At 70.4% G+C, this 24,202-nt stretch carries 24 protein-coding genes; 3 read left to right on the forward strand and 21 right to left on the reverse strand.

All coding sequences use genetic code 11. The annotated features are described in order from the left end of the window. Window positions 1–987: an aspartate carbamoyltransferase catalytic subunit gene (locus HNQ79_RS13530; protein WP_185030593.1), complete on the reverse strand. Its 987-nt coding sequence runs from the start codon at window positions 985–987 to the stop codon at window positions 1–3. Window positions 988–1,087: 100 nt separating this feature from the next. After that, window positions 1,088–1,687, reverse strand: coding sequence for a bifunctional pyr operon transcriptional regulator/uracil phosphoribosyltransferase PyrR (pyrR, locus tag HNQ79_RS13535; protein ID WP_185030595.1), 600 nt, complete (start codon window positions 1,685–1,687; stop codon window positions 1,088–1,090). Window positions 1,688–1,894: 207 nt separating this feature from the next. Here pyrR and bldD point away from each other — a divergent pair, with 207 nt between their 5' ends. After that, entirely contained in the window at window positions 1,895–2,395 is a 501-nt protein-coding gene (gene bldD / locus HNQ79_RS13540; protein ID WP_185030598.1) for a transcriptional regulator BldD, read from the forward strand. Window positions 2,396–2,589: 194 nt separating this feature from the next. On the opposite strand, the gene nusB is transcribed toward bldD, so the two are convergent. The 19 genes from nusB to HNQ79_RS13635 form a co-directional block, all read right to left on the reverse strand. Next, window positions 2,590–3,024, reverse strand: a complete 435-nt coding sequence (gene nusB, locus HNQ79_RS13545; protein ID WP_185030601.1) for a transcription antitermination factor NusB — start codon at window positions 3,022–3,024, stop codon at window positions 2,590–2,592. A gap of 2 nt (window positions 3,025–3,026) precedes the next feature. Continuing rightward, window positions 3,027–3,593, reverse strand: a complete 567-nt coding sequence (gene efp, locus HNQ79_RS13550) for an elongation factor P (protein WP_185030603.1) — start codon at window positions 3,591–3,593, stop codon at window positions 3,027–3,029. 60 nt (window positions 3,594–3,653) lie between these two features. After that, entirely contained in the window at window positions 3,654–4,769 is a 1,116-nt protein-coding gene (locus tag HNQ79_RS13555) for an aminopeptidase P family protein (protein ID WP_185030605.1), read from the reverse strand. 93 nt (window positions 4,770–4,862) lie between these two features. Then, a complete protein-coding gene (locus HNQ79_RS13560) occupies window positions 4,863–5,798 on the reverse strand; it encodes an AAA family ATPase (RefSeq protein WP_185031100.1) in 936 nt (311 codons plus the stop codon). 525 nt (window positions 5,799–6,323) lie between these two features. Next, a complete protein-coding gene (aroQ, locus tag HNQ79_RS13565) occupies window positions 6,324–6,761 on the reverse strand; it encodes a type II 3-dehydroquinate dehydratase (RefSeq protein ID WP_185031102.1) in 438 nt (145 codons plus the stop codon). 5 nt (window positions 6,762–6,766) lie between these two features. Next, window positions 6,767–7,867, reverse strand: a complete 1,101-nt coding sequence (gene aroB, locus HNQ79_RS13570) for a 3-dehydroquinate synthase (RefSeq protein WP_185030608.1) — start codon at window positions 7,865–7,867, stop codon at window positions 6,767–6,769. Continuing rightward, entirely contained in the window at window positions 7,864–8,346 is a 483-nt protein-coding gene (locus HNQ79_RS13575) for a shikimate kinase (protein ID WP_185031105.1), read from the reverse strand. The genes aroB and HNQ79_RS13575 overlap by 4 nt, the downstream gene beginning before the upstream one ends. A 41-nt stretch (window positions 8,347–8,387) precedes the next feature. Continuing rightward, window positions 8,388–9,572 carry a chorismate synthase gene (gene aroC, locus HNQ79_RS13580; protein ID WP_185030610.1) on the reverse strand — a complete coding sequence of 395 codons (1,185 nt, stop codon included), beginning with the start codon at window positions 9,570–9,572 and terminating at the stop codon, window positions 8,388–8,390. 151 nt (window positions 9,573–9,723) lie between these two features. Continuing rightward, complete coding sequence (locus tag HNQ79_RS13585) at window positions 9,724–10,566, reverse strand: shikimate dehydrogenase (RefSeq protein ID WP_185030612.1); 843 nt, start codon at window positions 10,564–10,566, stop codon at window positions 9,724–9,726. Continuing rightward, a complete protein-coding gene (gene mltG / locus HNQ79_RS13590; protein ID WP_185030613.1) occupies window positions 10,544–12,364 on the reverse strand; it encodes an endolytic transglycosylase MltG in 1,821 nt (606 codons plus the stop codon). The genes HNQ79_RS13585 and mltG overlap by 23 nt, the downstream gene beginning before the upstream one ends. Before the next feature lie 126 nt (window positions 12,365–12,490). Beyond that, the gene (gene ruvX, locus HNQ79_RS13595; protein ID WP_185030616.1) at window positions 12,491–12,955 is read right to left on the reverse strand and encodes a Holliday junction resolvase RuvX; all 465 of its coding nucleotides are present in this window, start codon (window positions 12,953–12,955) and stop codon (window positions 12,491–12,493) included. Continuing rightward, window positions 12,955–15,624 (reverse strand): alanine--tRNA ligase, encoded by a 2,670-nt coding sequence (gene alaS, locus HNQ79_RS13600; RefSeq protein WP_185030618.1) that lies wholly within the window; start codon window positions 15,622–15,624, stop codon window positions 12,955–12,957. Before alaS ends, ruvX begins: the two co-directional genes overlap by 1 nt. Beyond that, window positions 15,624–15,956 carry a DUF6167 family protein gene (locus tag HNQ79_RS13605; RefSeq protein WP_185030619.1) on the reverse strand — a complete coding sequence of 111 codons (333 nt, stop codon included), beginning with the start codon at window positions 15,954–15,956 and terminating at the stop codon, window positions 15,624–15,626. Before HNQ79_RS13605 ends, alaS begins: the two co-directional genes overlap by 1 nt. A gap of 7 nt (window positions 15,957–15,963) precedes the next feature. Continuing rightward, complete coding sequence (locus HNQ79_RS13610; protein WP_185031107.1) at window positions 15,964–16,404, reverse strand: DUF948 domain-containing protein; 441 nt, start codon at window positions 16,402–16,404, stop codon at window positions 15,964–15,966. A gap of 214 nt (window positions 16,405–16,618) precedes the next feature. Beyond that, window positions 16,619–17,233: a 30S ribosomal protein S4 gene (gene rpsD / locus HNQ79_RS13615; protein WP_185030621.1), complete on the reverse strand. Its 615-nt coding sequence runs from the start codon at window positions 17,231–17,233 to the stop codon at window positions 16,619–16,621. Between the two features lie 342 nt (window positions 17,234–17,575). Continuing rightward, window positions 17,576–18,928 (reverse strand): replication-associated recombination protein A, encoded by a 1,353-nt coding sequence (locus tag HNQ79_RS13620; RefSeq protein ID WP_185030623.1) that lies wholly within the window; start codon window positions 18,926–18,928, stop codon window positions 17,576–17,578. A 60-nt stretch (window positions 18,929–18,988) separates the two neighbouring features. Next, complete coding sequence (locus HNQ79_RS13625; RefSeq protein WP_185030625.1) at window positions 18,989–19,624, reverse strand: vitamin K epoxide reductase family protein; 636 nt, start codon at window positions 19,622–19,624, stop codon at window positions 18,989–18,991. A 196-nt stretch (window positions 19,625–19,820) separates the two neighbouring features. Continuing rightward, the gene (gene hisS, locus HNQ79_RS13630; protein ID WP_185030626.1) at window positions 19,821–21,083 is read right to left on the reverse strand and encodes a histidine--tRNA ligase; all 1,263 of its coding nucleotides are present in this window, start codon (window positions 21,081–21,083) and stop codon (window positions 19,821–19,823) included. Between the two features lie 10 nt (window positions 21,084–21,093). After that, the gene (locus tag HNQ79_RS13635) at window positions 21,094–21,789 is read right to left on the reverse strand and encodes an MBL fold metallo-hydrolase (RefSeq protein WP_185030627.1); all 696 of its coding nucleotides are present in this window, start codon (window positions 21,787–21,789) and stop codon (window positions 21,094–21,096) included. Between the two features lie 181 nt (window positions 21,790–21,970). On the opposite strand from HNQ79_RS13635, the gene HNQ79_RS13640 reads away from it, so the two are divergent. Beyond that, window positions 21,971–22,777 (forward strand): peptidylprolyl isomerase, encoded by an 807-nt coding sequence (locus HNQ79_RS13640; protein ID WP_185030628.1) that lies wholly within the window; start codon window positions 21,971–21,973, stop codon window positions 22,775–22,777. A 160-nt stretch (window positions 22,778–22,937) separates the two neighbouring features. Continuing rightward, window positions 22,938–24,167 carry a DUF349 domain-containing protein gene (locus HNQ79_RS13645; RefSeq protein ID WP_185030629.1) on the forward strand — a complete coding sequence of 410 codons (1,230 nt, stop codon included), beginning with the start codon at window positions 22,938–22,940 and terminating at the stop codon, window positions 24,165–24,167. Window positions 24,168–24,202: the final 35 nt, after the last annotated feature.

Consider the following 24,202-nt stretch of genomic DNA (forward strand, 5'->3'; position numbering starts at 1 on the left):
TTACTTGCTCTCCTCGGTACGGGCGGCAGGGGCGGGGGTGGCGGACTCGTTGCCGCCCAGGAGCAGATAGAGGACGGCCATGCGGACGGACACCCCGTTGGCGACCTGCTCGACGACCGTGCAGCGGTCGGAGTCGGCGACGTCGGCGGTGATCTCCATGCCACGGACCATGGGGCCGGGGTGCATGACGATGGCGTGCTCGGGCATCTTCGCCATGCGCTCGCCGTTGAGCCCGTACCGCCGCGAGTACTCGCGCTCGGTCGGGAAGAAGGCGGCGTTCATGCGCTCGCGCTGGACGCGCAGCATCATCACCGCGTCGGACTTCGCGAGGACGCTGTCGATGTCGTACGAGACGTGCGCGGGCCAGTGCTCGACGCCGATCGGCAGCAGGGTGGGCGGCGCTACGAGGGTGACCTCGGCGCCCAGGGTGTGCAGCAGGTCCACGTTGGAGCGGGCGACCCGGCTGTGCAGGACGTCGCCGACGAGCGTGATCCGCTTGCCCTCCAGGTCCTGGCCGAGTCCGGCGTCCCGGCCGACCAGGCGGCGGCGCATGGTGAAGGCGTCGAGCAGGGCCTGCGTGGGGTGCTGGTGCGTGCCGTCGCCGGCGTTGATGACGGTCGCGTCGATCCAGTCGGAGGTCGCGAGGCGGTAGGGGGCCCCGCTCGCGCCGTGCCGGATGACGACGGCGTCGACGCCCATCGCCTCCAGGGTCTGCGCGGTGTCCTTCAGCGATTCGCCCTTGGAGACCGACGAGCCCTTGGCGGTGAAGTTGATGACGTCCGCCGACAGGCGCTTCTCGGCGGCCTCGAAGGAGATCCGGGTGCGCGTCGAGTCCTCGAAGAAGAGGTTGACGACGGTGCGCCCGCGCAGGGTGGGCAGCTTCTTGATCGGCCGGTCGGCGACCCGGGCCATCTCCTCGGCCGTGTCGAGGATCAGGACGGCGTCGTCGCGGGTGAGGTCGGCGGCCGAGATGAGGTGGCGCATCATCTTGGGTTCTCTCCAGGTGTACGGAGGCGGGGAGGAGGCGTACGAGCAGGCAGCAGCGTCCGTACGACCCGGATCGCGGGCCGTACGGGGAGGCGGACTGCTACTTGTCGGCCGGGGAGGTCTGCTTGACGCCGAGCAGCACGGTGTCGCGGCCGTCCTCCTCGGCGAGCTGGACCTTGACCGTCTCCCGCAGCGACGTGGGGAGGTTCTTGCCGACGTAGTCGGCGCGGATCGGCAGTTCGCGGTGGCCGCGGTCGACGAGGACGGCCAGCTGGACGGCGCGCGGGCGGCCCAGGTCGCCGAGGGCGTCGAGGGCGGCGCGGATGGTCCGGCCGGAGAAGAGCACGTCGTCGACGAGGACCACGAGGCGGCCGTCGAGGCCGTCGCCGGGGATCTCGGTCCGGGCGAGGGCGCGGGCGGGCCGCATCCGCAGGTCGTCGCGGTACATGGTGATGTCGAGGGAGCCGACCGGCACCGGGCGGCCGGTGATCTCTTCGAGCTTGGCGCCGAGCCGGCGGGCGAGGAAGACACCGCGGGTCGGAATGCCGAGAAGGACGCAGTCGTCGGCGCCCTTGGCGCGTTCGACGATTTCGTGCGCGATACGGGTCAGCATGCGGGCGATGTCGGGGCCTTCGAGAACGGCCCGCGCGGCATCTGCATCGCTTTTGCTGCCGGTAACGCCTGTACTGCTGGTGTCCATAATGAAACGGACCTCCTTCTCCGCCTCACGGGACGGTTCTTAAAGGACGTCGGATGTACGCGTTCCACGGTAGCAGGGGCCCCGGATCCCTTCATTCCCGGGGGTCCCACCCGTTCGGCTTGACGCAACCAAGTAACGCTGCGTAACCTCACAGTGAGTTACCAGCCACGCGGCGGAGCCGCAATGTTCCAGCGTCCGGGGAGCTTTATGTCCAGCGAATACGCCAAGCAGCTCGGAGCCAAGCTCCGTGCGATCCGCACCCAGCAGGGCCTTTCCCTCCACGGTGTCGAGGAGAAGTCCCAGGGCCGCTGGAAGGCGGTCGTGGTGGGTTCGTACGAGCGCGGCGACCGCGCAGTGACCGTGCAGCGTCTTGCCGAGCTGGCGGACTTCTACGGGGTTCCGGTGCAGGAGCTGCTGCCGGGGACCACGCCCGGCGGTGCCGCCGAGCCGCCGCCCAAGCTCCGTCTCGACCTGGAGCGTCTCGCGCACGTTCCGGCGGAGAAGGCCGGCCCGCTCCAGCGGTACGCGGCCACCATCCAGTCGCAGCGCGGCGACTACAACGGCAAGGTGCTGTCGATCCGTCAGGACGACCTGCGCACCCTCGCCGTGATCTACGACCAGTCCCCCTCGGTCCTGACCGAACAGCTCATCAGCTGGGGCGTACTGGACGCGGACGCGCGTCGCGCCGTGGGCCACGAAGAGGTCTGATCCACGGCTCTCGGCCCGTGCGCCGCAAGAGAAGAAACGTCCCGCCGGGGGCGGTGGGAACCAGCTGGTTCCCACCGCCCCCGGCGGTTTTTCCGTTCCGGGGTGAACGGTCCGTGGTACGACGAAGGGCCCGCGGTACGGATGATCCGCACCGCGGGCCCTTCGGTGGCATCAGAGCCCACCGGCGGCGAGCGTCAGCTCTCCTCGCGGCGGAGCTTCGGCTTCAGGTCCTTGAACCGGCCCAGCAGGCCGTTCACGAACGACGGGGAGTCGTCGGTGGAGAACTCCTTGGCGAGCTGTACCGCCTCGTCGATCACCACCGCGTCCGGGGTCCCGTCCACCCACACCAGCTCGTACGTACTGAGCCGGACGATGTTGCGGTCCACGACCGGCATGCGGTCGAGGTCCCAGCCCTCGGCATAGGTCTCGATGAGCTCGTCGATGCGCGGCGCGTACTGCGCGTACCCCTCGACGAGTTCCATCGTGTATTCGGTCACCGGCGGCTGGCGCTCGTCGCTCCGCGAGTGCCGGACCCAGTCCGCGAGGACATTCTGCACGGACGTGCCGCGCTGATCGGCCTCGAAGAGGATCTGGAACGCGCGCTTGCGGGCGTTGTTGCGAGCAGCCACGGTTAGCTGTTCACCCGGCCGAGGTAGTCGCCCGTGCGGGTGTCGACCTTGATCTTCTCGCCGGTCGTGATGAACAGCGGGACGCCGATCTCGTAACCGGTCTCCAGGGTGGCGGGCTTGGTGCCACCGGTGGAGCGGTCACCCTGGACACCGGGGTCGGTGTGCTGGATCGTCAGCTCGACGGCGGCCGGCAGCTCGACGTAGAGCACCTCGCCCTCGTGCTGGGCGACGGAGGCGGTGAAGCCCTCGATCAGGAAATTGGCGGTGTTGCCGACGGCCTTGCGGTCGACCATGAGCTGGTCGTACGTGTCCATGTCCATGAAGACGAAGTAGTCGCCGTCCATGTACGAGAACTGCATGTCGCGGCGGTCGATGGTGGCCGTCTCGACCTTCGTGCCGGCGTTGAACGTCTTGTCGACGACCTTGCCGGACATCACGCTCTTGAGCTTGGTGCGCACGAAGGCGGGGCCCTTGCCGGGCTTGACGTGCTGGAACTCGACGACGGACCAGAGCTGGCCTCCGTCGAGCTTGAGCACCATGCCGTTCTTGAGGTCGTTCGTGGAAGCCACGGTTGCGGAATCTCCTGGACTGGTGGAACGACCGAAAGAACGCCCTCGGCGAGCAGGAAGCTACAGCGCGAGCAGTTCCTTGGTCGTAATGGTGAGTAGCTCGGGTCCGCCGTCCGCCTCGGGGCGCACGACGAGAGTGTCATCGATCCGGACTCCGCCCCGGCCAGGGAGGTGAACCCCCGGTTCGACGGTGACCGGCACACAAGCGTCCAGTTTACCCATGGCCGACGGTGCGAACTGCGGGTCCTCCACGATTTCGAGCCCGACGCCGTGTCCGGTGGACGCGGGGAGGCCCTCGCCGTACCCTGCCGCCTCCAGTGGCTGCCGTGCGGTGCGGTCGACTTCGCGGTACTCCACGCCTGGTGCGAGCGCCTCCCGGCCCGCCCGCTGAGCGGCGAACACCAGGTCGTACAGCTCGATCTGCCAGTCCGCGGGGCTGGAGCCGATGACGAAGGTGCGGCCGATCTCGCAGCGGTAGCCCCGGTAGTCCGCGCCGAGGCAGACGGACAGGAAGTCGCCCTCCTCGACCCGGCGGTCGGTGGGCCGGTGACCCGCACGGCCCGAATCGGGTCCCGTACCGACGGACGTCGCGAAGGCGGGGGCGTCGGCGCCATGGTCGACGAGGCGGCGCTCCAGTTCCAGCGCGAGGTGCCGCTCGGTACGTCCCACGAGGATGGATTCGAGGAGTTCACCGAGTGCCTGGTCGGCGATCTCGGCGGCGGTGCGCAGGCAGGAGATCTCCTCCTGGTCCTTGACGATGCGCTGCTGCTCGACGGCGGAGCCGAGCCCGGTGAGCCGCAGCCGCGGTGCGACCGAACCGAGTGCCCGGTGGCGGGCGACGGTCAGGTGGTGCTCCTCGACGGCCAGCGAACGCGCCCCCTGGGCCTGCGCCATCCCCGCGGCCGCCACGGCCGCGTCCGCGCCCGGGGCGGGCAGGACGTGCACGCGCAGGGCTTCGTCGCAACGCCCCTCGCCGGGCGCGCCCTCGGGGGTACGGGGGCACAGCAGCGCGTCGCTCTCCGGGCCGCCGGGGCCGATGAGCAGTACGGCGCCGGACGGGGCGCTGCCCGCGAGGTAGCGGACGTTGGCGGGCCGGGAGACCAGCACGGCCTCGCTGCCCGCGGCGGCGACGCGGTCGCGCAGCCGCCCGCGGCGGATTCCATGGGCATCGGACATGCCCCGAGCGTAGGTACCGGGGCGGTCGCGTGCCGTTTCTGCGCGTCCGACCGGGGGTCGGCCGACGGACGGTGGGCCGGCCGGCGCCAGGGACTACCAGGTGGGCGGGCTCGCGACCGCCCGCGCGAGGGTCTCGTCGAGCAGCTGGGCGGTGGTGGCCACGTCGTACTGCGAGTTGTCGATGATCGGCAGTCCGGACCCGTACCAGCCGGCCATCCGCCCGTGGATGCGGGCCACTTCCTCGTCGCTGAGCCGCCTGTTGCCGCTGCGCTTGGCGTTGCGTTCCAGGACGACCTCCAGGCCGGGCAGCAGAACCACGGGGAGCAGCCCGGGGCCCACGTGCCGCTTCCAGCCACCGAGACCGACCACGGGGCGGTCGGGGAAGACGGCGTCGTCGACGATGCAGGAGATGTTGTTGGCGAGGAAGTTGCGCGCGGCGAAGCCGCACGTGCGGCGGGCGAGCCGGTACTGCGCCTCGGAGTGGTCGTTCCACCCGGCCTGCGGGTCGGCGAAGCCGGAGCAGACCCACTCGCGGACGTCGTCGAGGCTGATGTGGGCGGTCGGCACTTGGCGACTCTGCGCCCAGTACTTGGCGACCGTCGTCTTGCCCGCCCCTGCGGGCCCTATGAGCAGCACGGCGAGGGTGGTGCTGCCGGTGCCGGCGTGCGCCGCGGAGGGCGGAGGCGCGGGCAGGGCAACGGGGCCGCCCGGTGGCAACTGGATGTGCCCGGTGGTGTCCCGCGCGCCGGGCGGAACGGGCGCGTGGTGGGGCGACGGGGGCTGGTGGTGCTGTGGTGGGTGGAGCTGGGGGTGCTGGGCTTGGGGCTGCTGCGGGTGCGCCGGGGGCTGATGAGGTTGCTGCGGCGGGGTCGCGTGGGCAGGGGCGACGGGAGCGTGACCGCTGTTGCCGTTGCCGGTGTGCTGCGCGGGCGTCGCGAAACCGGGGGCGTGCGTGCGGGGTGCGTGGGACGGCGGCTGCGGCGCCGGGTCCTGGCGGGCGTGCGGCGGCTCGGGGACGGCGGACGGCAGAGAAACAGGAGGCTGTGGGGCGGATCCCTGCTGGGCCTCGGGGGTGTGCGGCTGGGGCGCCTGCGGCCCTTCGCGGCCGGCGGCGGGCGGTCGCGGCGCCGGGTCCTGGCGCGCGTGCTCCTGCTGGGCATGGACCGGGGGCGGGGACTGCGGCGCGTGCGGCGCCGGGGGAAGGGTCCGGGGTGCCGGCGGTCCCGCGGGCAGATGTGCCGGCGGGAGGCCGGACGCCGGCGGCGGCGGAGCGCCCTGCGGCAGGTACGCGGCGCCGTCTCCCGTCCGGCCCGCCGCGCCGGTCCCGTGGGGAAGCGGCAGCGGAGCCCCCACTACGTGCTGCATCCGGTGCCACTCCGTCTCGTACAGGCGACTGTTGCCGGGCCCGTCGGTCCCACCCGGCGGCAGAACCGAACCGTGAGGTACCTGACCCGCGGGGGCCCTCTCGAACCCTCGCACGGTACCGCTTCCGTCCGTTCACCCGATGAACGGACGGAAGCGATCCTAAGTGCCCTGTCCTGACAGACGTCTTTGTCAGGCGTCCCGTTCCTCCGCGAGCGCGCGAAGCGCCAACAGGTACGAGCCGATACCGAAGCCCGCGATCGTGCCGCTGGCGACGGCGGCCACCACCGAGGTGTGCCGGAACTCCTCCCGGGTGTACGGGTTCGAGATGTGCACCTCGATCAGCGGGGCGGTGCGCTGGGCCGCGGCGTCCCGCATCCCGTAGGAGTAGTGCGTGAAGGCACCGGGGTTGAGAACGACCGGGATCGACCCGTCCGCCGCCTCGTGGAGCCAGCGGATCAGCTCGCCCTCGTCGTTGGTCTCGCGGACCTCGACGTCGAAGCCGAGCTCCTTGCCGAGTTCCTGGCAGGCCTGGACGAGTCCGGCGTACGAGGTCGCTCCGTACACGTCGGGCTCGCGCGAGCCGAGCCGCCCGAGGTTGGGCCCGTTCAGGACGAACACCCGGCTCACGGCGCTCACGCGGCGATCTCCGCGTGGGCGGCCAGCAGCATCGCCGGGTCGGGGCCCTCCAGCACGGTCGGCTTGCCGAGGCCGTCCAGGACGATGAAGCGCAGCAGGTCGCCACGGGACTTCTTGTCGACCTTCATGTTCTCCACCAGCTTCGGCCACTGGTCGCCGCGGTAGGTGAGCGGCAGCCCGACCGATTCCAGGACGGTACGGTGCCGGTCGGCGGTGGCGTCGTCCAGGCGCCCGGCGATCCGGCCGAGTTCGGCGGCGAAGACCATGCCCACGGAGACGGCCGCCCCGTGCCGCCAGTTGTAGCGCTCGTTCTTCTCGATGGCGTGACCGAGGGTGTGGCCGTAGTTGAGGATCTCCCGGCGGCCGGCCTCCTTGAGGTCGCCGGTCACCACGTCGGCCTTGACGCGGATCGACCGTACGATCAGCTCGGCCGTGTGCGGTCCGGCGGGCGTGCGGGCTGCCTGCGGGTCCTCCTCGATGAGGTCGAGGATCACCGGGTCGGCGATGAAACCGGCCTTGATGACCTCGGCGAGCCCGGAGACGTAGTCGTTGACGGGCAGCGAGTCGAGCGCGGCCAGGTCGCACAGCACCCCGGCCGGCGGGTGGAACGCGCCGACCAGGTTCTTGCCCTCGGCGGTGTTGATGCCGGTCTTGCCGCCGACCGCTGCGTCCACCATGCCCAGCACGGTCGTCGGCACGGCGATCCAGCGCACCCCGCGCAGCCAGGTCGCCGCCACGAATCCGGCCACGTCGGTGGTGGCCCCTCCGCCGACGCCGACGATCACGTCGGTGCGGGTGAAGTTGGTCTGTCCGAGCGCCTTCCAGCAGTACGCCGCGACCTCGACGGTCTTGGACTCCTCGGCGTTGGGCAGCTGGACGGCGATGACGTCGTAGCCCTGGGACGCGAGATCCTCCCGTACGGCCTCACCGGTCTCGGCGAGCGCCTCGGGGTGCAGTACGGCGACCCGCTTGGCCTTCTTCCCGATCAGTCCGGGGAGTTCGCCGAGCAGCTGCCGTCCCACCAGCACGTCGTAGGCGTCCGTGCCGTCCGTGCCGCCGACGGTGATCCGGGTGGGCGCTGTTGCCTGCTCCGTCATGCGTCCTTCAACTCCAGTGCGTCGAGGACCGCCTGGGCGACCTCATCGGGGGTGCGCCCGTCGGTGGCGACGACCACCCGGGCGACTTCGGTGTACAGACTGCGGCGGGCGTCCATCAGCTCGCGCCACTGCTTGCGCGGGTTGACGGCGAGCAGCGGGCGGGCCTGGTTGAGCCCGGTGCGCCTGACCGCCTCTTCGACGTCCATCGACAAATAGACGACCGGGTGCGCGGCGAGCAGCTCGCGGGTGGACGCGTCGAGGATCGCGCCGCCGCCGAGCGCGAGCACGCCCGTGTGCTGCGCGACGGCCGCACGCACGGCCTCCCGCTCCAGCTCACGGAAGTACGCCTCGCCCTCGTCCACGAAGATGTCGGCGATCTCGCGCCCCTGAGCCGCGACGATGTCCGCGTCGGTGTCGCGGTGCGCCACGCCGAGCCGCTCGGCGAGCAGCGCGCCGACTGTGGTCTTGCCGACCCCCATCGGGCCGATCAGGACGATCCTGGGCCCGTCCGGTGTGCCGGTCACCGGATCTGGAGGTTGTCGAGGTAGGACTGCACGTTGCGCCGCGTCTCGCCGACGCTGTCCCCGCCGAACTTTTCCGCGACGGCGTCCGCGAGCACCAGCGCCACCATGGCCTCGGCCACGATGCCCGCCGCCGGGACGGCGCACACGTCGGAGCGCTGGTGGTGGGCCGCGGCGACCTCGCCGGTGGCCACGTCGATCGTCGCCAGCGCACGCGGCACCGTCGCGATCGGCTTCATCGCCGCCCGCACACGCAGCAGCTCGCCCGTGGACATGCCGCCCTCGGTACCGCCCGCCCGTCCGGTGGTGCGCTTCACTCCGTCCGCCGTCGGCACGATCTCGTCGTGCGCCTGGGAGCCCGGCACCCGCGCCAGATCGAAGCCATCGCCGACCTCGACGCCCTTGATGGCCTGGATGCCCATGAGCGCCCCCGCGAGACGGGAGTCGAGACGGCGGTCCCAGTGGGTGAACGAGCCGAGACCGACGGGAACGTTGTATGCCAGCACCTCGACCACACCGCCGAGGGTGTCGCCGTCCTTGTGGGCCTGGTCGATCTCCGCGATCATCGCCTTCGACGCGTCCGCGTCCAGGCAGCGCACCGGGTCCTCGTCCAGCTTCGCCTCGTCGGAGGGCTGGGGCAGCACCCCGTACGGGGCCTTGGCGGCGGCCAGTTCGACGACGTGCGAGACGATCTCGATGCCGGTCGTCTGCTTCAGGTACGAACGGGCGACCGTGCCCAGGGCGACACGCGCCGCGGTTTCCCGCGCACTGGCCCGCTCGAGAACCGGACGGGCCTCGTCCAGTGCGTACTTCTGCATGCCCGCGAGGTCCGCGTGGCCGGGACGGGGGCGGGTCAGCGGCGCGTTGCGCGCCAGCTTGGCCAGTTCCTCGGGGTCCACGGGGTCGGCCGACATGACCTTCTCCCACTTGGGCCACTCGGTGTTGCCCACCATGATCGCGACGGGCCCGCCCATGGTCAGGCCGTGCCGTACGCCGCCGAGAAAGGTGACCTCGTCCTGCTCGAACTTCATCCGGGCGCCGCGCCCGTAACCGAGCCGCCGTCGCGCCAGCGCGTCCGCCACCATCTCCGTGGTGATCGGCACGCCGGCGGGAAGACCCTCCAGCGTCGCGACGAGTGCGGGGCCGTGGGACTCCCCCGCGGTCAGCCAGCGCAACCTGCTCAACGGTGCTCCTCATGCTCGCGCCCTGAACTGCAACGACGCAGCCCGGATGCGCGGCCCGGACCCGCCAACCCCGATCCTCCCACGTCCGGACGCACCACCTTGCCCCCGGTCCAGCACTCGGACCGCCCGCCCGCCCGCCGGACAGGCCGGGCTACCCGCCGGACAACGCACGTTCGCCCGCGGCGCGCATGACCGCGAGCGGCGCGACGGCCGCTCCCGTCATCTGCTGGACCTGCAACACCGCCTGGTGGACGAGGAGATCGAGCCCTCCGACCACCGAGCCCCCGTGCGCGGACCAGGCGGCGGCGAGAGCGGTCGGCCAGGGGTCGTACAGCACGTCGAAGAGCGTTCCCGTGGTGTCGGGCACGTCCTCGGCCAGCGCGTCGGTGGTTCCGGCGGGCGTGGTCGCGATCACCAGCGGCGCTGCGAAGGCCTCCCGGGCGTCGGCCCAGTCGACGGTCCGCACGTCGACGCCGAGACGCTCGCCCCAGGTCCGCATCTCGTCGGCGCGTGCTTCGCTGCGTACGTAGGCGGTGACCGGGCCGGCGCAGATCCGCGCCAGGGCGGCGAGCGCGGAGGACGCCGTGGCGCCGGCTCCGAGGATCGCGGCGGACTCGACCTTCTCGACCCCGCGCTCGCGCAGGGCGGAGACCATGCCCGGGATGTCGGTGTTGTCGCCGAGCCTGCGCCCGTCGTCGGTGAGGACGACGGTGTTCACCGCCTCCACCGAGGCCGCCGTGTCGGTGACCTCGTCGAGCAGCGGGATGACCGCCCGCTTGAGCGGCATGGTCAGCGAGAGGCCCGCCCAGTCCTCCCCCAGCTCCCCGATGAAGGCGGGGAGCTGGGCCTCGTCGACCTCGAACCTGTCGTATGTCCAGTCGTCCAAACCCAGTTCCGCGTAGGCGGCGCGGTGCAGGACCGGGGAGAGGGAATGGGCGATGGGCTTGCCGAGGACGGCGGCCCGGCGCGATTCAGCGGCCTTGCTGACTGGCATTGAACTTGTCCCTCAGCTTTTCGAACTCGGCGTGCGTCTTGGCGAACTCCGTCTTGTGCATGCCGTCGGTCGCCACGAAGTAGTACCACCCGTCCGTCGTCGGGCTCGCCGCTGCGCTCAGCGCCTCGTCCCCCGGGTTGCCGATCGGCCCCGGCGGCAGATCCGTGTGGTAGTACGTGTTGTACGGGTGCGGGTCCTTGTAGATCTCGGCGAGACTGATGCGGATCTTGCTCTGACCCTTGGCGTAGTTGTACGTCGAGTCGAACTGCAGCTTTCCGTACGACTCCTTGTTGTCCTTCTTGAGGCGGTTGTAGACCACCTCGGACATCTGGCGGAAGTCCGTATGCGTCTTGCCCTCGGCCTGTACGAGGCTGGCGACGGTGAGCAGTTCGAAGGGCGACTTGAGGTTGAGCTTGGCCGCCTCTCCCGCGAGGTCCTTCTTCTCGTACTCCTCGTTGGCCCTGGCCACCATCCGCTTGAGGACTTCTTCCGGCTTGGAGCCCTTGGCCACCGGGTAGCTCGCCGGGTACAGGAAACCTTCGAGGGGGTCCTTGAGGTTCGGGTGCCCGGTGGCCCACTTCGGCAGTCCGAGAGCGGCGAGCCGCTCCTTTGCCGCCTTCGCCGTGCTGCCCTTGTCGAGACCCAGACGGTCGTCGATCTTGGCGTAGACCGCCGCGTTGCGCGTGCCCTCGGGAATGATCAGAGCGTTGCGGCTCGCGGGGTCGAGCATCATCTCCAGAGCGGCCTTCGCGGACATCTCCTTCTTCAAGGTGTAGAAGCCCACCTGAAGCTTGTCGCCCCGCTTGTCCTTCTTCAAGGCGGCCGTGAACGCCGAGACGCTCTTGACCACGCCCGCCTTCTTCAGCGTGTTGGCGATCTCGTTGCCGCCGGCACCCTTTTTGACCTCGATCTCCACCGAGCCGGTGCCCGCGCCCGAGTAGTCCTCCGCGGGGCCGAAACGCTCCTTCCAGAAGTCGTAGCCGACGTAGGCGACCCCGCCGAGTCCCCCGGCCAGGACCAGCGCCACCACCAGGCACGCGCAGCCGTTGCGGTTCTTCTTCTTGCCCTTGCCGGGCTTGCCGCCCTTGCCGCGCCGCGAGGCACGCGGGTCGTCGTCGTAGTCCTCGTCGCCACCGTCGCCACGGGGAGGGGTACGGCCGTCGTCGGTGCCCGTGAAGAAGGGGTGTTCCTCCTCGACGGGCGCGTCCGGGTCCCAGTCGGGGGCGGGTTCCGGCGGCGCCTTCCGCTGGCCGGGGGGCTGCGGCGGCGGGTAGGCCTCGGGGGTGCCGTAGTGGTCCTGGCCGCCGGTGCCGTAACCGGGCTGCTGACCGCTGTAGGGGTCGGCCGGGTTCATGCCGTACGGAATCGCCTGGCCCTGGCCGGTGTCCCAGTCGTCGTGCTGCTGGCCGTAACCATTCTGCTGCGGGTACTGCTGATGCTGCTGAGCCTGCTGGTACTGGCCGCCGTCGTGCACCCGCGCGTACTGACCGCTGTCGTCGTGCGTCTGCGGGTACTGACCACTGTCGTGCGCCTGCGGGTGCCGGCCGCCGTCGTGGCCCTGGGGGTACTGCCCGTTCTGCTGAGCCTGCGGATGCTGACCGCTGTCGTAGTACGGCTGCTGGGGCTGCCCCTGGTGTCCGTACTGCTGCTGGCCGGCGTAGGTCTGGTCGTACGGGACCTGCCCCTGTCCGGCCTGCTGCCCGCCCCAACCCTGGTCGCCCTGGTCCCCGTACTGCTGCTGATCGGGGTACTGGGGGTGCCACGGTTCGGAGCCCTGACCCCGGCCATACTCAGTCATCGGTCCCCTAGAGCCGCGAGGCGACGGGTGTGACGCGCGTGGGGCACGGCATCCGTCCCGCCTCAATTCCTGTGCGGCGACTGTTCGAATAGCCGCCACGTCGCGCGGAACGTTACCGTATCGCGATCAGACAACCACTTCGACGTTCTCGCCGGGGGGCTCTGCCGACACCCGTTCGGCCTCAAGCGCGTTCTGAAGAATGACGATCGCAGCGGCTTGATCGATGACGGAACGCCCCTTCTTGGACTTCACTCCGGAGGCGCGCAGCCCCTGAGTGGCCGTCACCGTCGTCATCCGCTCGTCGACGAGCCGGACACCGACCGGGGCGATGCCACGCGCCAACTCCTGTGCGAAGACTCGCACTTTGGCCGCGGCCGGCCCCTCGCCCCCGTTGAGGGAGCGAGGGAGACCGACGACTACTTCGAGGGGTTCGTACTCCTCGACCAGCTGGCGCAACCGCCGGTGGGCGGCCGGGACGTCGCGTCCCGGGACGGTTTCCACCGGCGTGGCGAGGACCCCGTCGGGGTCGCACGAGGCGACCCCGATCCGGGCGTCCCCGACGTCGATCGCGAGCCGGCGTCCGCGTCGCATCAGGCGGTTTCCCCGACGAGGCGCTCAACGGCGTCGATGGCGTCGCCGATGGCCTCGACGCTGGTGCCGCCGCCCTGGGCGACGTCCGGCTTGCCGCCGCCACCGCCACCGAGGGTCTTGGCGGCGGTACGGACCAGGTCACCGGCCTTGAGTCCGCGCTGACGTGCGGCCTCGTTGGTGGCGATGACGGTCAGCGGGCGGCCGTTGGCGGTGGTGAACAGGGCCACCACGGCGGCCCGGTCGCCCTGGATGCGGCCGCGCACGTCGAGGACCAGCTTGCGCAGGTCGTCGGCGGACGTGCCGTCCGGCACCTGACCGGTGACCAGAGCGACGCCCTTGACGTCCTTGGCTTCCTGGACGAGTCCGGCGGCGGCCTGGAGGACCTTCTCGCCGCGGAACTTCTCGATCTCCTTCTCGGCGTCCTTCAGCTTGCCGAGCATGGCGGAGATCTTCTCCGGGAGCTCTTCGGGGCGGCCCTTGACCAGCTCCTGGAGCTGGGCGACGACCGTGTGCTCACGGGCCAGGAACTTGTACGCGTCGACGCCGACCAGGGCCTCGATGCGCCGCACGCCCGAGCCGATGGACGACTCGCCGAGCAGCTTGACCAGGCCGAGCTGGGCGGTGTTGTGGACGTGCGTGCCGCCGCACAGCTCCTTGGAGAAGTCGCCGATGGTGACGACGCGGACGCGCTCGCCGTACTTCTCGCCGAACTCGGCGATGGCACCCTGCTTCTTGGCCTCGTCGATCGACATGACCTCGGCGCGGACGTCCATCTCGTGCGAGAGGACCTCGTTGATCCGCTGCTCGACGTCGGTCAGGACGGCGCCGGGCACGGCGGCCGGGGAGCCGAAGTCGAAGCGGAAGCGGCCGGGCTGGTTCTCGGATCCTGCCTGGGCGGCCGTCGGGCCGAGGGCGTCGCGCAGCGCCTGGTGGGTGAGGTGCGTGGCGGAGTGGGCGCGGGCGATGGCGTTGCGACGGTGCACGTCGATGATCGCCTGGGCCTGGGCACCGACGGTGACCTCGCCGACCTGGACGACGCCCTTGTGGACGTACACACCGGGTACGGGCTTCTGGCAGTCGCGGATTTCGATGATGGCGCCGCTGTCGAGCCTGATGCGGCCGGTGTCGCCGATCTGGCCGCCGCCTTCGGCGTAGAACGGGGTGCGGTCCAGGACGATCTCGACGTCGTCGCCCTCGGTGGCGACGGGCGAGGGCACGCCGTCCACGAGGATGCCGACGACGCGGGACTCGCCGGTGGTGGAGGTGTAGCCGATGAAGTCGGTCTCGCCGGCGGCGTCCGCGATCTCGCGGTAGCCGGACATGTCGGCGTGGCCGTGCTTCTTGGCCTGGGCGTCGGCCTTGGCGCGGTCCCGCTGCTCCTTCATCAGGCGGCGGAAGCCGTCCTCGTCCACCGAAAGGCCCTGTTCGGCGGCCATTTCGAGGGTGAGGTCGATCGGGAAGCCCCAGGTGTCGTGCAGCAGGAACGCCTTGTCGCCGGAGAGCATCTGGCCGCCGGCGGCCTTGGTCTCGCTGACGGCGGTGTCCAGGATGTTGGTGCCACCCTTGAGGGCCTTGAGGAAGGCGGCCTCCTCGGCGAGGGCCACGCCCAGGATGCGCTGGCGGTCGGTGATGAGCTCGGGGTACTGCTGGCCCATCGTGTCGACGACAGTGTCGACCAGTTCCTGGACGACGGGGCCGTTGGCGCCCATGAGACGCATGTTGCGGATGGCGCGGCGCATGATGCGGCGCAGGACGTAGCCGCGGCCCTCGTTGCCGGGGGTGACACCGTCGCCGATGAGCATGACGGAGGTGCGCATGTGGTCGGCGACCACGCGCATCGAGACGTCGCTGCCCTGGGCCGCGCCGTAGCGGACACCGGTCAGCTCGGTGGCCTTGTCCATGACGACGCGCAGGGTGTCGGTCTCGTACATGTTCTGTACGCCCTGGAGGATCATGGCGAGACGCTCAAGACCCAGACCCGTGTCGATGTTCTTCGACGGGAGGTCGCCGAGGATCTCGAAGTCCTCCTTGCCGGTGCCGGCGCCGCGCTCGTACTGCATGAAGACCAGGTTCCAGATCTCCACGTAGCGCTCGTCGTTGACGGCCGGACCGCCCTCGACACCGAACTCGGGGCCGCGGTCGTAGTTGATCTCCGAGCACGGGCCGCAGGGGCCGGGGACGCCCATCGACCAGAAGTTGGGGCCCATGCCCAGGCGCTGGATGCGTTCGGCGGGGACGCCGATCTTCTCCCGCCAGATCTCCTCGGCCTCGTCGTCGTCGAGGTAGACGGTGATCCAGAGCTTCTCCGGGTCGAGACCGTAGCCGCCCTCGTCCAGGGACTTGGTCAGGATCTCCCAGGCGAAGCGGATGGCCCCTTCCTTGAAGTAGTCCCCGAAGGAGAAGTTGCCGCACATCTGGAAGAACGTGCCGTGCCTGGTGGTCTTGCCGACCTCTTCGATGTCCGGGGTGCGGACGCACTTTTGGACGCTGGTGGCGCGCTGCCACGGCGGCTTCACTTCACCCAGGAAGTAGGGCTTGAAGGGCACCATGCCGGCCGGGACCAGGAGCAGAGTCGGGTCGTCCGCGATGAGCGACGCCGAAGGGACAACGGTGTGACCGCGCTCCTCGAAGAAGCTCAGCCAGCGGCGACGAATTTCTGCCGACTCCATCAGTGGTCCTCATTCCGGTTGTACGAATTGCCGTGCGGGGGCTTGGTTTGGTTGTCGAGCGCGGCGACGTGGCGCTGCGGGGGAAGCGCCCGCGCGTCGTCGGGGGCCGCGTCGAGACCGAGCGCGTCGCCGAGTTCGGCCTCGCGCTGGACCATGCCGGCCCGCACGTCGAGCGCGAACTCCTTGAGCCGGTGGCCCGCTTCGACCGCCTTGTCGGCGGCCTGCGCGGCGAGGCTCTCGGGCGTCAGCGCCTTGATCTTGCGGTTGACCTTCTGAGTGGCCCACACGCCGGCTGCGGCGCCTGCGGTGAACCAGAACGTACGGCGGAACATCGCAGCGTCAGTCCTTATTTCCGCGGGAACTCCGGCCGTTCCGCTTCGTCCGCCGCGCGGAGGGCAGCGTCCGGCCGACGATCACGGTTCGGCGGTCCGGAACCGGCGGCTCCGGGGTCTTCTTGCGGCCGATCGCCTGCCGTACGCCGTACCCGAAGGCGGCCACCTTGACCAGCGGGCCGCCGAAGGTGGAGGCGACGGTGGAGGAGAGCGCCGAAGCGTTGGAGGTGACTTCCTGCACGTCGGAGGCGATCGCGTCGACCCGGTCGAGCTGGGTCTGCGCCGAGCGCACGGTCGCGGAGGCGTCGGACAGCAGCGGAACGGCCTGCTCCGTCACTTCGGCCACCATCCGGGTCGTCGCCCTGAGCGTCTGCGCCAGCCTCACCAGCACCACGGCGAGGAAGGAGACGAGGATCGCCCAGAAGACCGCCACCAGGATGCCGGCCACCTCTCCACCGGACACGTTGCGCTCCCTGCGTGAGAAAATCTTCGTTACGTCAAAGTCGTCCCGCGAGCCTATCGCGCCGGGGCCGGGACTCCGTACCGCATATCCCGCGCCGGGTCCCCCGTCCCGCAACGCGCAAACCCGCCGTCCTCCCGCTCCATGAGAGAGCGGGAGGACGGCGGGCAGTGCACGCGCGTGCGTGAGGACTACGGCCTGATCAGCGGGCGTAGTACTCGACGACCAGCTGCTCGTCGCAGATGACCGGGATTTCCTTGCGGTTCGGGTCGCGGTCCAGGCGGAAGGCCAGGGCCTTCAGGTTCACCTGGAGGTAGCGCGGGGTCTCGCCGTCCGTGTCGTAGCCACCCTCGCGGGCGACCTGGAACGGGACCTTCTCGCGGCTGCGCTCGCGGACCATCACGACGTCGTCGGGACGGACGCGGAACGACGGCTTGTCGACCTTGCCGCCGTTGACCTCGATGTGACCGTGCACGACCATCTGGCGGGCCTGGTAGATGGTGCGGGCGATGCCCGAACGCAGGACCAGGGCGTCGAGGCGACGCTCGAGCTCGACGACCAGCGCCTCACCCGTCTTGCCTTCGGCCTTCTTGGCGCGGTCGTAGGCGCGCGCCATCTGGCGCTCGCTGATGTCGTACTGGGCGCGCAGACGCTGCTTCTCGAGCAGACGGACCTTGTAGTCCGAGTTCTGCTTGCGGCCACGGCCGTGCTCGCCCGGCGGGTAGGGGCGCGACTCGAAGTACTTGACGGCCTTCGGCGTCAGCGCAATGCCGAGCGCGCGGCTCTTCTTGACCTTGGGGCGGGACTGGTTCGGCACGAACCAACCTCTCTATCTGAATGGATACGGCTTCACCAGGGTTAAGGGAGGTCGCATCCGCAGCCTGGGAAACCCCTCCATCGCTGGACGGGCAGCCGCTCCCTGGTCTGGGCACTATGTGCAGCACGCGAGTGGCCCATCAATCCGTGCAGGATGATGGGCTGCCCGCGACACCTTCAACGGTGCGCGACGCTCCTGGAACGCCCCCGGAGGGGGTCCCGGCTGGATGTCCCGATCTGGTGGTGCCGGTACGGGACCGGACACGGGACGCAGCGCTTCGGTCGATTGTACTAGGCCCGGCACGATGGTGCGGACCGGGCCTCCGGGACGCGGCTCCGGCGCTCAGCCCTGACCGTTCAGCCGCTCGCGCACCTTCTCCACCACGTCCGCGTACCGCGCTTCCGCGCCGTACCGGGTGGGTGTGTAGTACTGCCTGCCGTGCACCTCGTCCGGGGCGTACTGCTGGGCGGCGATCCCGCCGGGGACGTCGTGCGGGTAGACGTACCCCTGGGCGTGCCCGAGCTTGGCGGCGCCCTTGTAGTGACCGTCGCGCAGGTGCGCGGGGACGGCTCCCGCCAGGCCCTTCTGGACGTCCGCCCGCGCGGCGGTGATCGCGAGGGTGGCGGCGTTGGACTTCGGGGCGAGGGCCAGTGCGATGGTGGCGTGGCTCAGGGTGAGCGCCGCCTCCGGGAAGCCGATCATGGCGACGGCCTGCGCGGCGGCGACGGCGGTGGGCAGGGCGGTCGGGTCCGCGAGGCCGATGTCCTCGCTGGCGGAGATCATCAGCCGCCGGGCGATGAACCGGGGGTCCTCACCGGCCTCGATCATCCGGGCCAGGTAATGCAGGGCGGCGTCCACGTCCGAGCCGCGGATGGACTTGATGAGGGCGCTGGCGACGTCGTAGTGCTGGTCGCCGTCCCGGTCGTACTTCACGGCCGCCCGGTCGACGGTCTCCTCGACCGTCTCCAGGGTGATCTCCTCCTCCCCCTTGGCGATCGCCGCTCCGGCCGCCGCCTCCAGGGCGGTCAGCGCGCGCCGGGCGTCGCCGCCCGCGATGCGCAGCAGGTGGTCCTCGGCGTCCTGCGGCAGGGTGACCGCGCCGCCGAGCCCGCGTTCCTCGGTGAGCGCGCGGTGCAGCAGTCCGCGCAGGTCGTCGTCGGTGAGGGATTCGAGGGTGAGGAGCAGGGAGCGCGAGAGGAGCGGGGAGATGATCGAGAAGTACGGGTTCTCGGTGGTCGCCGCGATCAGGGTGACCCAGCGGTTCTCCACGGCGGGCAGCAGGGAGTCCTGCTGGGCCTTGCTGAAGCGGTGGATCTCGTCGAGGAAGAGGACGGTCTCCTTGCCGTAGCCCCCCGAGGCGCGGCGGGCGCCCTCGATGACCGCCCGCACCTCCTTCACTCCGGCGGTGATGGCGGAAAGTTCGACGAACCGCTTCTGGGTGGCCTGGCTGACGACGTACGCCAGGGTCGTCTTGCCGGTGCCGGGCGGACCCCACAGGATCACCGAGGATGCCCCGGCGGGCCCGCCGGCACCCTCTCCCACCAGGCGGCGCAGCGGTGAGCCCTGCTTGAGGAGGTGCTTCTGTCCGAAGACCTCGTCGAGGGTGCGCGGGCGCATCCGGACGGCCAGGGGGCTGCTGGACGGGTCGGTGGCCTGGCGTTCTTCTGCGGCTGCGGTAAAGAGATCGGGCTCCACAACCCGAAGCCTAGGTCAGGCCACCGACAATGCCGTCCGGCGAGCGCTTCGGGGCCGGGCTCAGCTGGTCCAGAAGCTCCACCAGTTGGTGAGGATGAGGATGCCGATGATGCCGATCCAGAGCACCGGCGGCACCCAGTGGAACTCGACGAGGCCGCTGCGGAGCCAGCGGGGGGACGGCAGGATGCGGTGCTTGAGGTTGTGGACCGTGACGTAGCAGAACATCACGATGGTGGCGACCCAGGCCAGGCAGCACCAGAGGCACAGCGAGCGGATCGTGTAGAGGGACTGGTACTGGAGGTACGTGCAGAAGGCGACGCCGAAGAGGGTGCCGGCGTTGAGGCCCAGCCAGTACCAGCGCTTGTAGCGGGCGCCGGCGAGGAGGGCGACGCCGATGGCGATCACCATGCCGTAGGTGACGAGGCCGAGCATCGGGTTGGGGAACCCGAAGAAGGACGCCTGGTCGCTCTTCATGATGTTGCCGCAGGCGACGACCGGGTTGAGGCTGCATCCCGGGGTGAAGTTCGGGTCTTCGAGCAGCTTGAACTTGTCGAGCGTGATCACCCAGGCGGCGAGCAGGCCGGCCGCCCCGGTGATGATCAGCATCCAGGCGAACGCCCGGCCGGCTCCGAACCCGCCCGCTCCGTCCGGGGCTTCCCGCTCCCCCGACACCTCGTCAACCGCTGTCGTCGTCATATCGCCGTTCCGTCGCTGCTGTGGCCTTGGCTTGGGAGGCTCATTGTGCCGTACGGGGGATGGCCAAAGGGCGTTCGCCGGACATAAGGAAAGGCCCGGAACCCGGGGGTTCCGGGCCCTTGCCCGCTGCTCACACCCGCCCCGCGCGCGCACGCCCTCCCTGAGCGGGACGGCACGTACGCACGTGCGGAACCGGTCAGGCCAGCCGGCGCCGGATCTCGGCGACGATCGCGTCCAGGGCGACCGGCTCCTGCTCGCCGGTCTCCATGTCCTTGAGCTGGACCTGACCGTCGGCCAGGTCGCGTTCGCCCGCGACGACGACGTAGCGCGCGCCGCTGCGGTTGGCGTTCTTCATGGCGCCCTTGAGGCCCTTGCCGCCGTACGAGAAGTCCGTGGCGACCCCGGCCTTCCGCAGCTCGACGACCTTGGCGAAGAGCACCCGCCGGGCCTCCTCGCCCAGCGGCACCGCGTACACGGCGGTGACGGCCGGGATGTCGAGGGCGACACCCTCGGCCTCCAGCGCGAGGACCGTGCGGTCGACGCCGAGCGCCCAGCCGACGGACGGCAGCGCGGGGCCCCCGATCATCTCGGACAGGCCGTCGTAACGGCCGCCGCCGCCCACCGCGGACTGCGAGCCGAGACCGTCGTGGACGAACTCGAAGGTGGTGCGGGTGTAGTAGTCCAGCCCGCGGACCAGCTTCTCGTTGTCCTCGAAGGCGACGCCGGCCGCCGTGATCAGCGCGCGCACCTCTTCGTGGTACGCCTTGCACGCGTCGCACAGGTAGTCGCGCAGGGCGGGCGCGCCGGCCAGCTGCTTCTGCACGTCGGCGCGCTTGTCGTCGAGGACCCGCAGCGGGTTGATCTCGGCGCGGCGGACGGTCTCCGCGTCGAGGTCGAGGCCGCGCAGGAACGACTGGAGGGCCTCCCGGTAGACGGGACGGCACTCCTTGTCGCCGAGCGAGTTGAGCAGAATGCGGAAGTTGCGCAGGCCGAGCGAGCGGTACGCCTGGTCCGCCAGGATGATCAGCTCGGCGTCGAGGGCGGGGTCCTCCGCGCCGATGGCCTCCGCACCGACCTGCGAGAAGTGGCGGTAGCGGCCCTTCTGCGGGCGCTCGTAGCGGTAGTAGGAGCCGGAGTACCAGAGCTTGACGGGCAGGTTGCCGGCCTTGTGCAGGTTGGCTTCGAGGGCGGCGCGCAGAACGGAGGCGGTGCCTTCGGGGCGCAGCGCGAGCTGGTCGCCGCCCTTGGTCTCGAAGGCGTACATCTCCTTGGTGACGATGTCGGTGGACTCGCCGACGCCGCGCGCGAACAGCTCGACGTTCTCGAAGCCGGGCGTCTCGATGTAGCCGTAGCCGGAGTTCCGCAGCGGTGCGGCGATGGCCTCACGCACGGCGAGATACGTCGCGGAGACGGGCGGAAGCAGGTCGTACGTGCCCTTGGGGGCCTGAAAAGTGCTCACGGGAGGTGGTTCACATTCCTCGTCGAGGGGCGGGCGCGGCGCCCAGGTCCCGCAGGTACGGGTTGGTCGCGCGCTCCTGGCCGATGGTGGTCTGGGGGCCGTGCCCGGACAGCACCACGGTCGAGTCCTCCAGCGGCAGGCACACACGGGCCAGCGAGGCGAGGAGTTCGTCGTGGGAGCCACCGGGGAAGTCGGTGCGTCCGACGGAGCCGGCGAACAGCAGGTCGCCCGAGAAGAGGATCTGCGGAATGTCCGCGGCCTCGGGCAGCCTGAAGGTCACCGACCCCCTGGTATGGCCGGGCGCGTGCGACACGGTGAGGTCCAGACCGGCGAGTTGCAGCTCCGCCCCGTCGTGCAGCTCCTTGAGGTCGTCCGGTTCGCCCACCGTCAGCTCGCCCATGAGCTGTGCGCCCAGGGAACGGCCGAGGGCCTTCTCCGGGTCGCTGAGCATGAAGCGGTCCTCGGGGTGGATCCACGCGGGTACGTCCTTGGCCCCGCAGACGGGTACGACGGAGGCCACGTGGTCGATGTGTCCGTGGGTGAGCACGACGGCGACGGGCTTCAGCCGATGCTTCTTCAGCGTTTCCTCGACACCCTGGGTGGCCTCGTGGCCCGGGTCGATGATCACGCACTCCTCGCCTGCGGCGGGGGCGACCAGGTAGCAGTTGGTCCCCCAGGCTCCGGCGGGGAACCCGGCAATAAGCACGATGGTCCTCGGTGTGTGTCGTCCGTCAGCGGCTTGTCGCAGCGCTTTGCATTGCGCCTGCAATGGAAAGAGAGCCTACCGGCGCTCTTCGTTCCACAGCGAACCCATATACGGTACGGCTAGCTCGGGCCCGGCCGGACGGGCGTCCGGCAGCAGTCGACACGTACGAGGAGAAGACCCGGTGGTCAACAACGATCAGCGGCGGCGCCAGCTCGCCAGGGAAAAGTTCGAGCGTCAGCAGCAGCGGCGTGCCGAGCGGCAGCGCAGGAACCGGCGGCGCACCGCGGTAATCGGCGCGGCCCTTGCCGTTGTCGTCGCAGGTACCGCGAGCGCCTGCGCGACGGGGCTCTTCGAGTCCAAGAACGGCGAGGACGGCAAGGTCGTCGACGCGGCCCCCGGCGCTCCGTCGAAGAAGGCCGACCCGTGCAAGGCGCCCGCGCCGGGGCAGCCGGCAAAGCTGTCCTTCGACAAGGAGCCGCCGCTCACTGTCGACAAGTCGGCGAAGTACGCGATGAAGCTGCGGACCACGTGTGGCGACATCGATCTGCAGCTGGACGCGCAGAAGGCCCCGCGCACGGTCAACTCCTTCCACTTCCTGGCGGGCAAGGGGTACTTCGACCACACCAAGTGCCACCGGCTCACCACGCAGGGCATCCACGTCCTGCAGTGCGGCGACCCGACGGCGGCCGGAAGCGGCACTCCCGGGTACAAGCTCCCCGACGAGAACCTCAAGGACCCGAAGGTGGCGGGCGGCACGTACCCGGCGGGCACGGTGGCGATGGCCAACGCGGGCCCGGGGACCGGCGGCAGCCAGTTCTTCCTGGTCTACAAGGACAGCCCGCTGCCGCCCAACTACACGCCGTTCGGCACCATCACGGGCGGCCAGGACGTACTGGAGAAGATCGCCGGTGCGGGTGAGTCGAGCGGGCAGGGCGACGGGGCGCCGAACGCCACCGTGGTCATCGACAAGGCGACCGTCACCAAGTAAACCGGGAAGTGCGGGATGCGGACAGCCGCCCCGCACGTCGCCTATGTTGGCGGTGTGCAGGGCGTCTTCCGCCCCGCGATCAGACTGTGGACGTTGAAAAACGTGTGGACGATGCCCCGGGGGTCACGACCTCTTGCGGACATCATGTGGAGGAGGCGCTGTGAGCAGCGACCCGTGGGGCCGCGTCGATGAGACGGGCACCGTGTACGTGCGTACGGCCGAGGGCGAGAAGGTCGTCGGTTCCTGGCAGGCGGGCTCTCCCGAGGAGGCCCTGGCCTACTTCGAGCGCAAGTACGAGGGCCTGGTGGTCGAGATCGGCCTCCTCGAAAAGCGGGTGAAGACCACCGATCTGTCGGCCAAGGACGCGCAGACCGCGATCGAGCACCTGCGGACCCAGGTGGACGAGCACCACGCGGTGGGTGACCTCGACGCACTGGGCAAGCGTCTCGACGCCCTGGTGACGACGGTCGACAAGCGCCGCGAGGAGCGCAAGGCGGAGAAGGCCAAGCAGGCCGACGAGGCGAAGGCGGCCAAGGAGAAGCTGGTCGCCGAGGCCGAGGAGCTGGCGCAGAGCGACCAGTGGCGCTCGGCCGGCGAGCGGCTGCGGGCGCTGGTGGACACCTGGAAGGGTCTCCCCCGCCTCGACCGCAAGGCCGACGACGAGCTGTGGCACCGGTTCTCGCACGCCCGCTCGGCGTTCTCCAAGCGCCGCAAGGCGCACTTCGCGTCGCTGGACGCGCAGCGCGAGGAGGCCCGCAAGGCCAAGGAGAAGCTGGTCGCGGAGGCCGAGTCGCTGTCGAAGTCGACCGACTGGGGCGGCACGGCGGCGCGCTACCGCGAGCTGATGACGGAGTGGAAGGCCGCGGGCCGCGCGCAGCGCGAGTTCGAGGACGACCTGTGGAACCGCTTCCGCGGCGCCCAGGACGTCTTCTTCGCGGCGCGGGGCGAGACCTTCGCCGAGCGGGACGCGGAGCAGGGCGAGAACCTCAAGCTGAAGGAGGAACTCGCCGCCGAGGCCGAGAAGCTGGTGCCGGTCAAGGACCTCAGGAGCGCGCGCGCCGCGTTCCGGTCGCTCAACGAGCGCTGGGAGGCCGTCGGTCACGTGCCCCGGGACGCGCGTCCCAAGGTCGAGGGCCGGATGCAGGCCGTCGAGCGGGCGATCCAGGAGGCCGAGGAGGCCGAGTGGCGGCGCAGCAACCCGGAGGCGCGGGCCCGAGCCGCGGGTCTGACGGGCCAGCTCCAGGACGCCGTCGAGAAGCTCGGCAAGCAGATCGACGCGGCACGCGCGGCGGGCAACAACGCCAAGGCCGACAAGCTGGCGCGTGAGCTGGAGGGCCGTCAGGCGCTGCTCGACCAGGCGATGAAGGGCCTGGAGGAGTTCGGGGGCTGAGACAGGCCGCCACGGCCGTCGGCGGCCGGTGCGTA

This window comes from Streptomyces candidus, assembly GCF_014207445.1.
GTDB lineage: Bacteria > Actinomycetota > Actinomycetes > Streptomycetales > Streptomycetaceae > Streptomyces > Streptomyces candidus.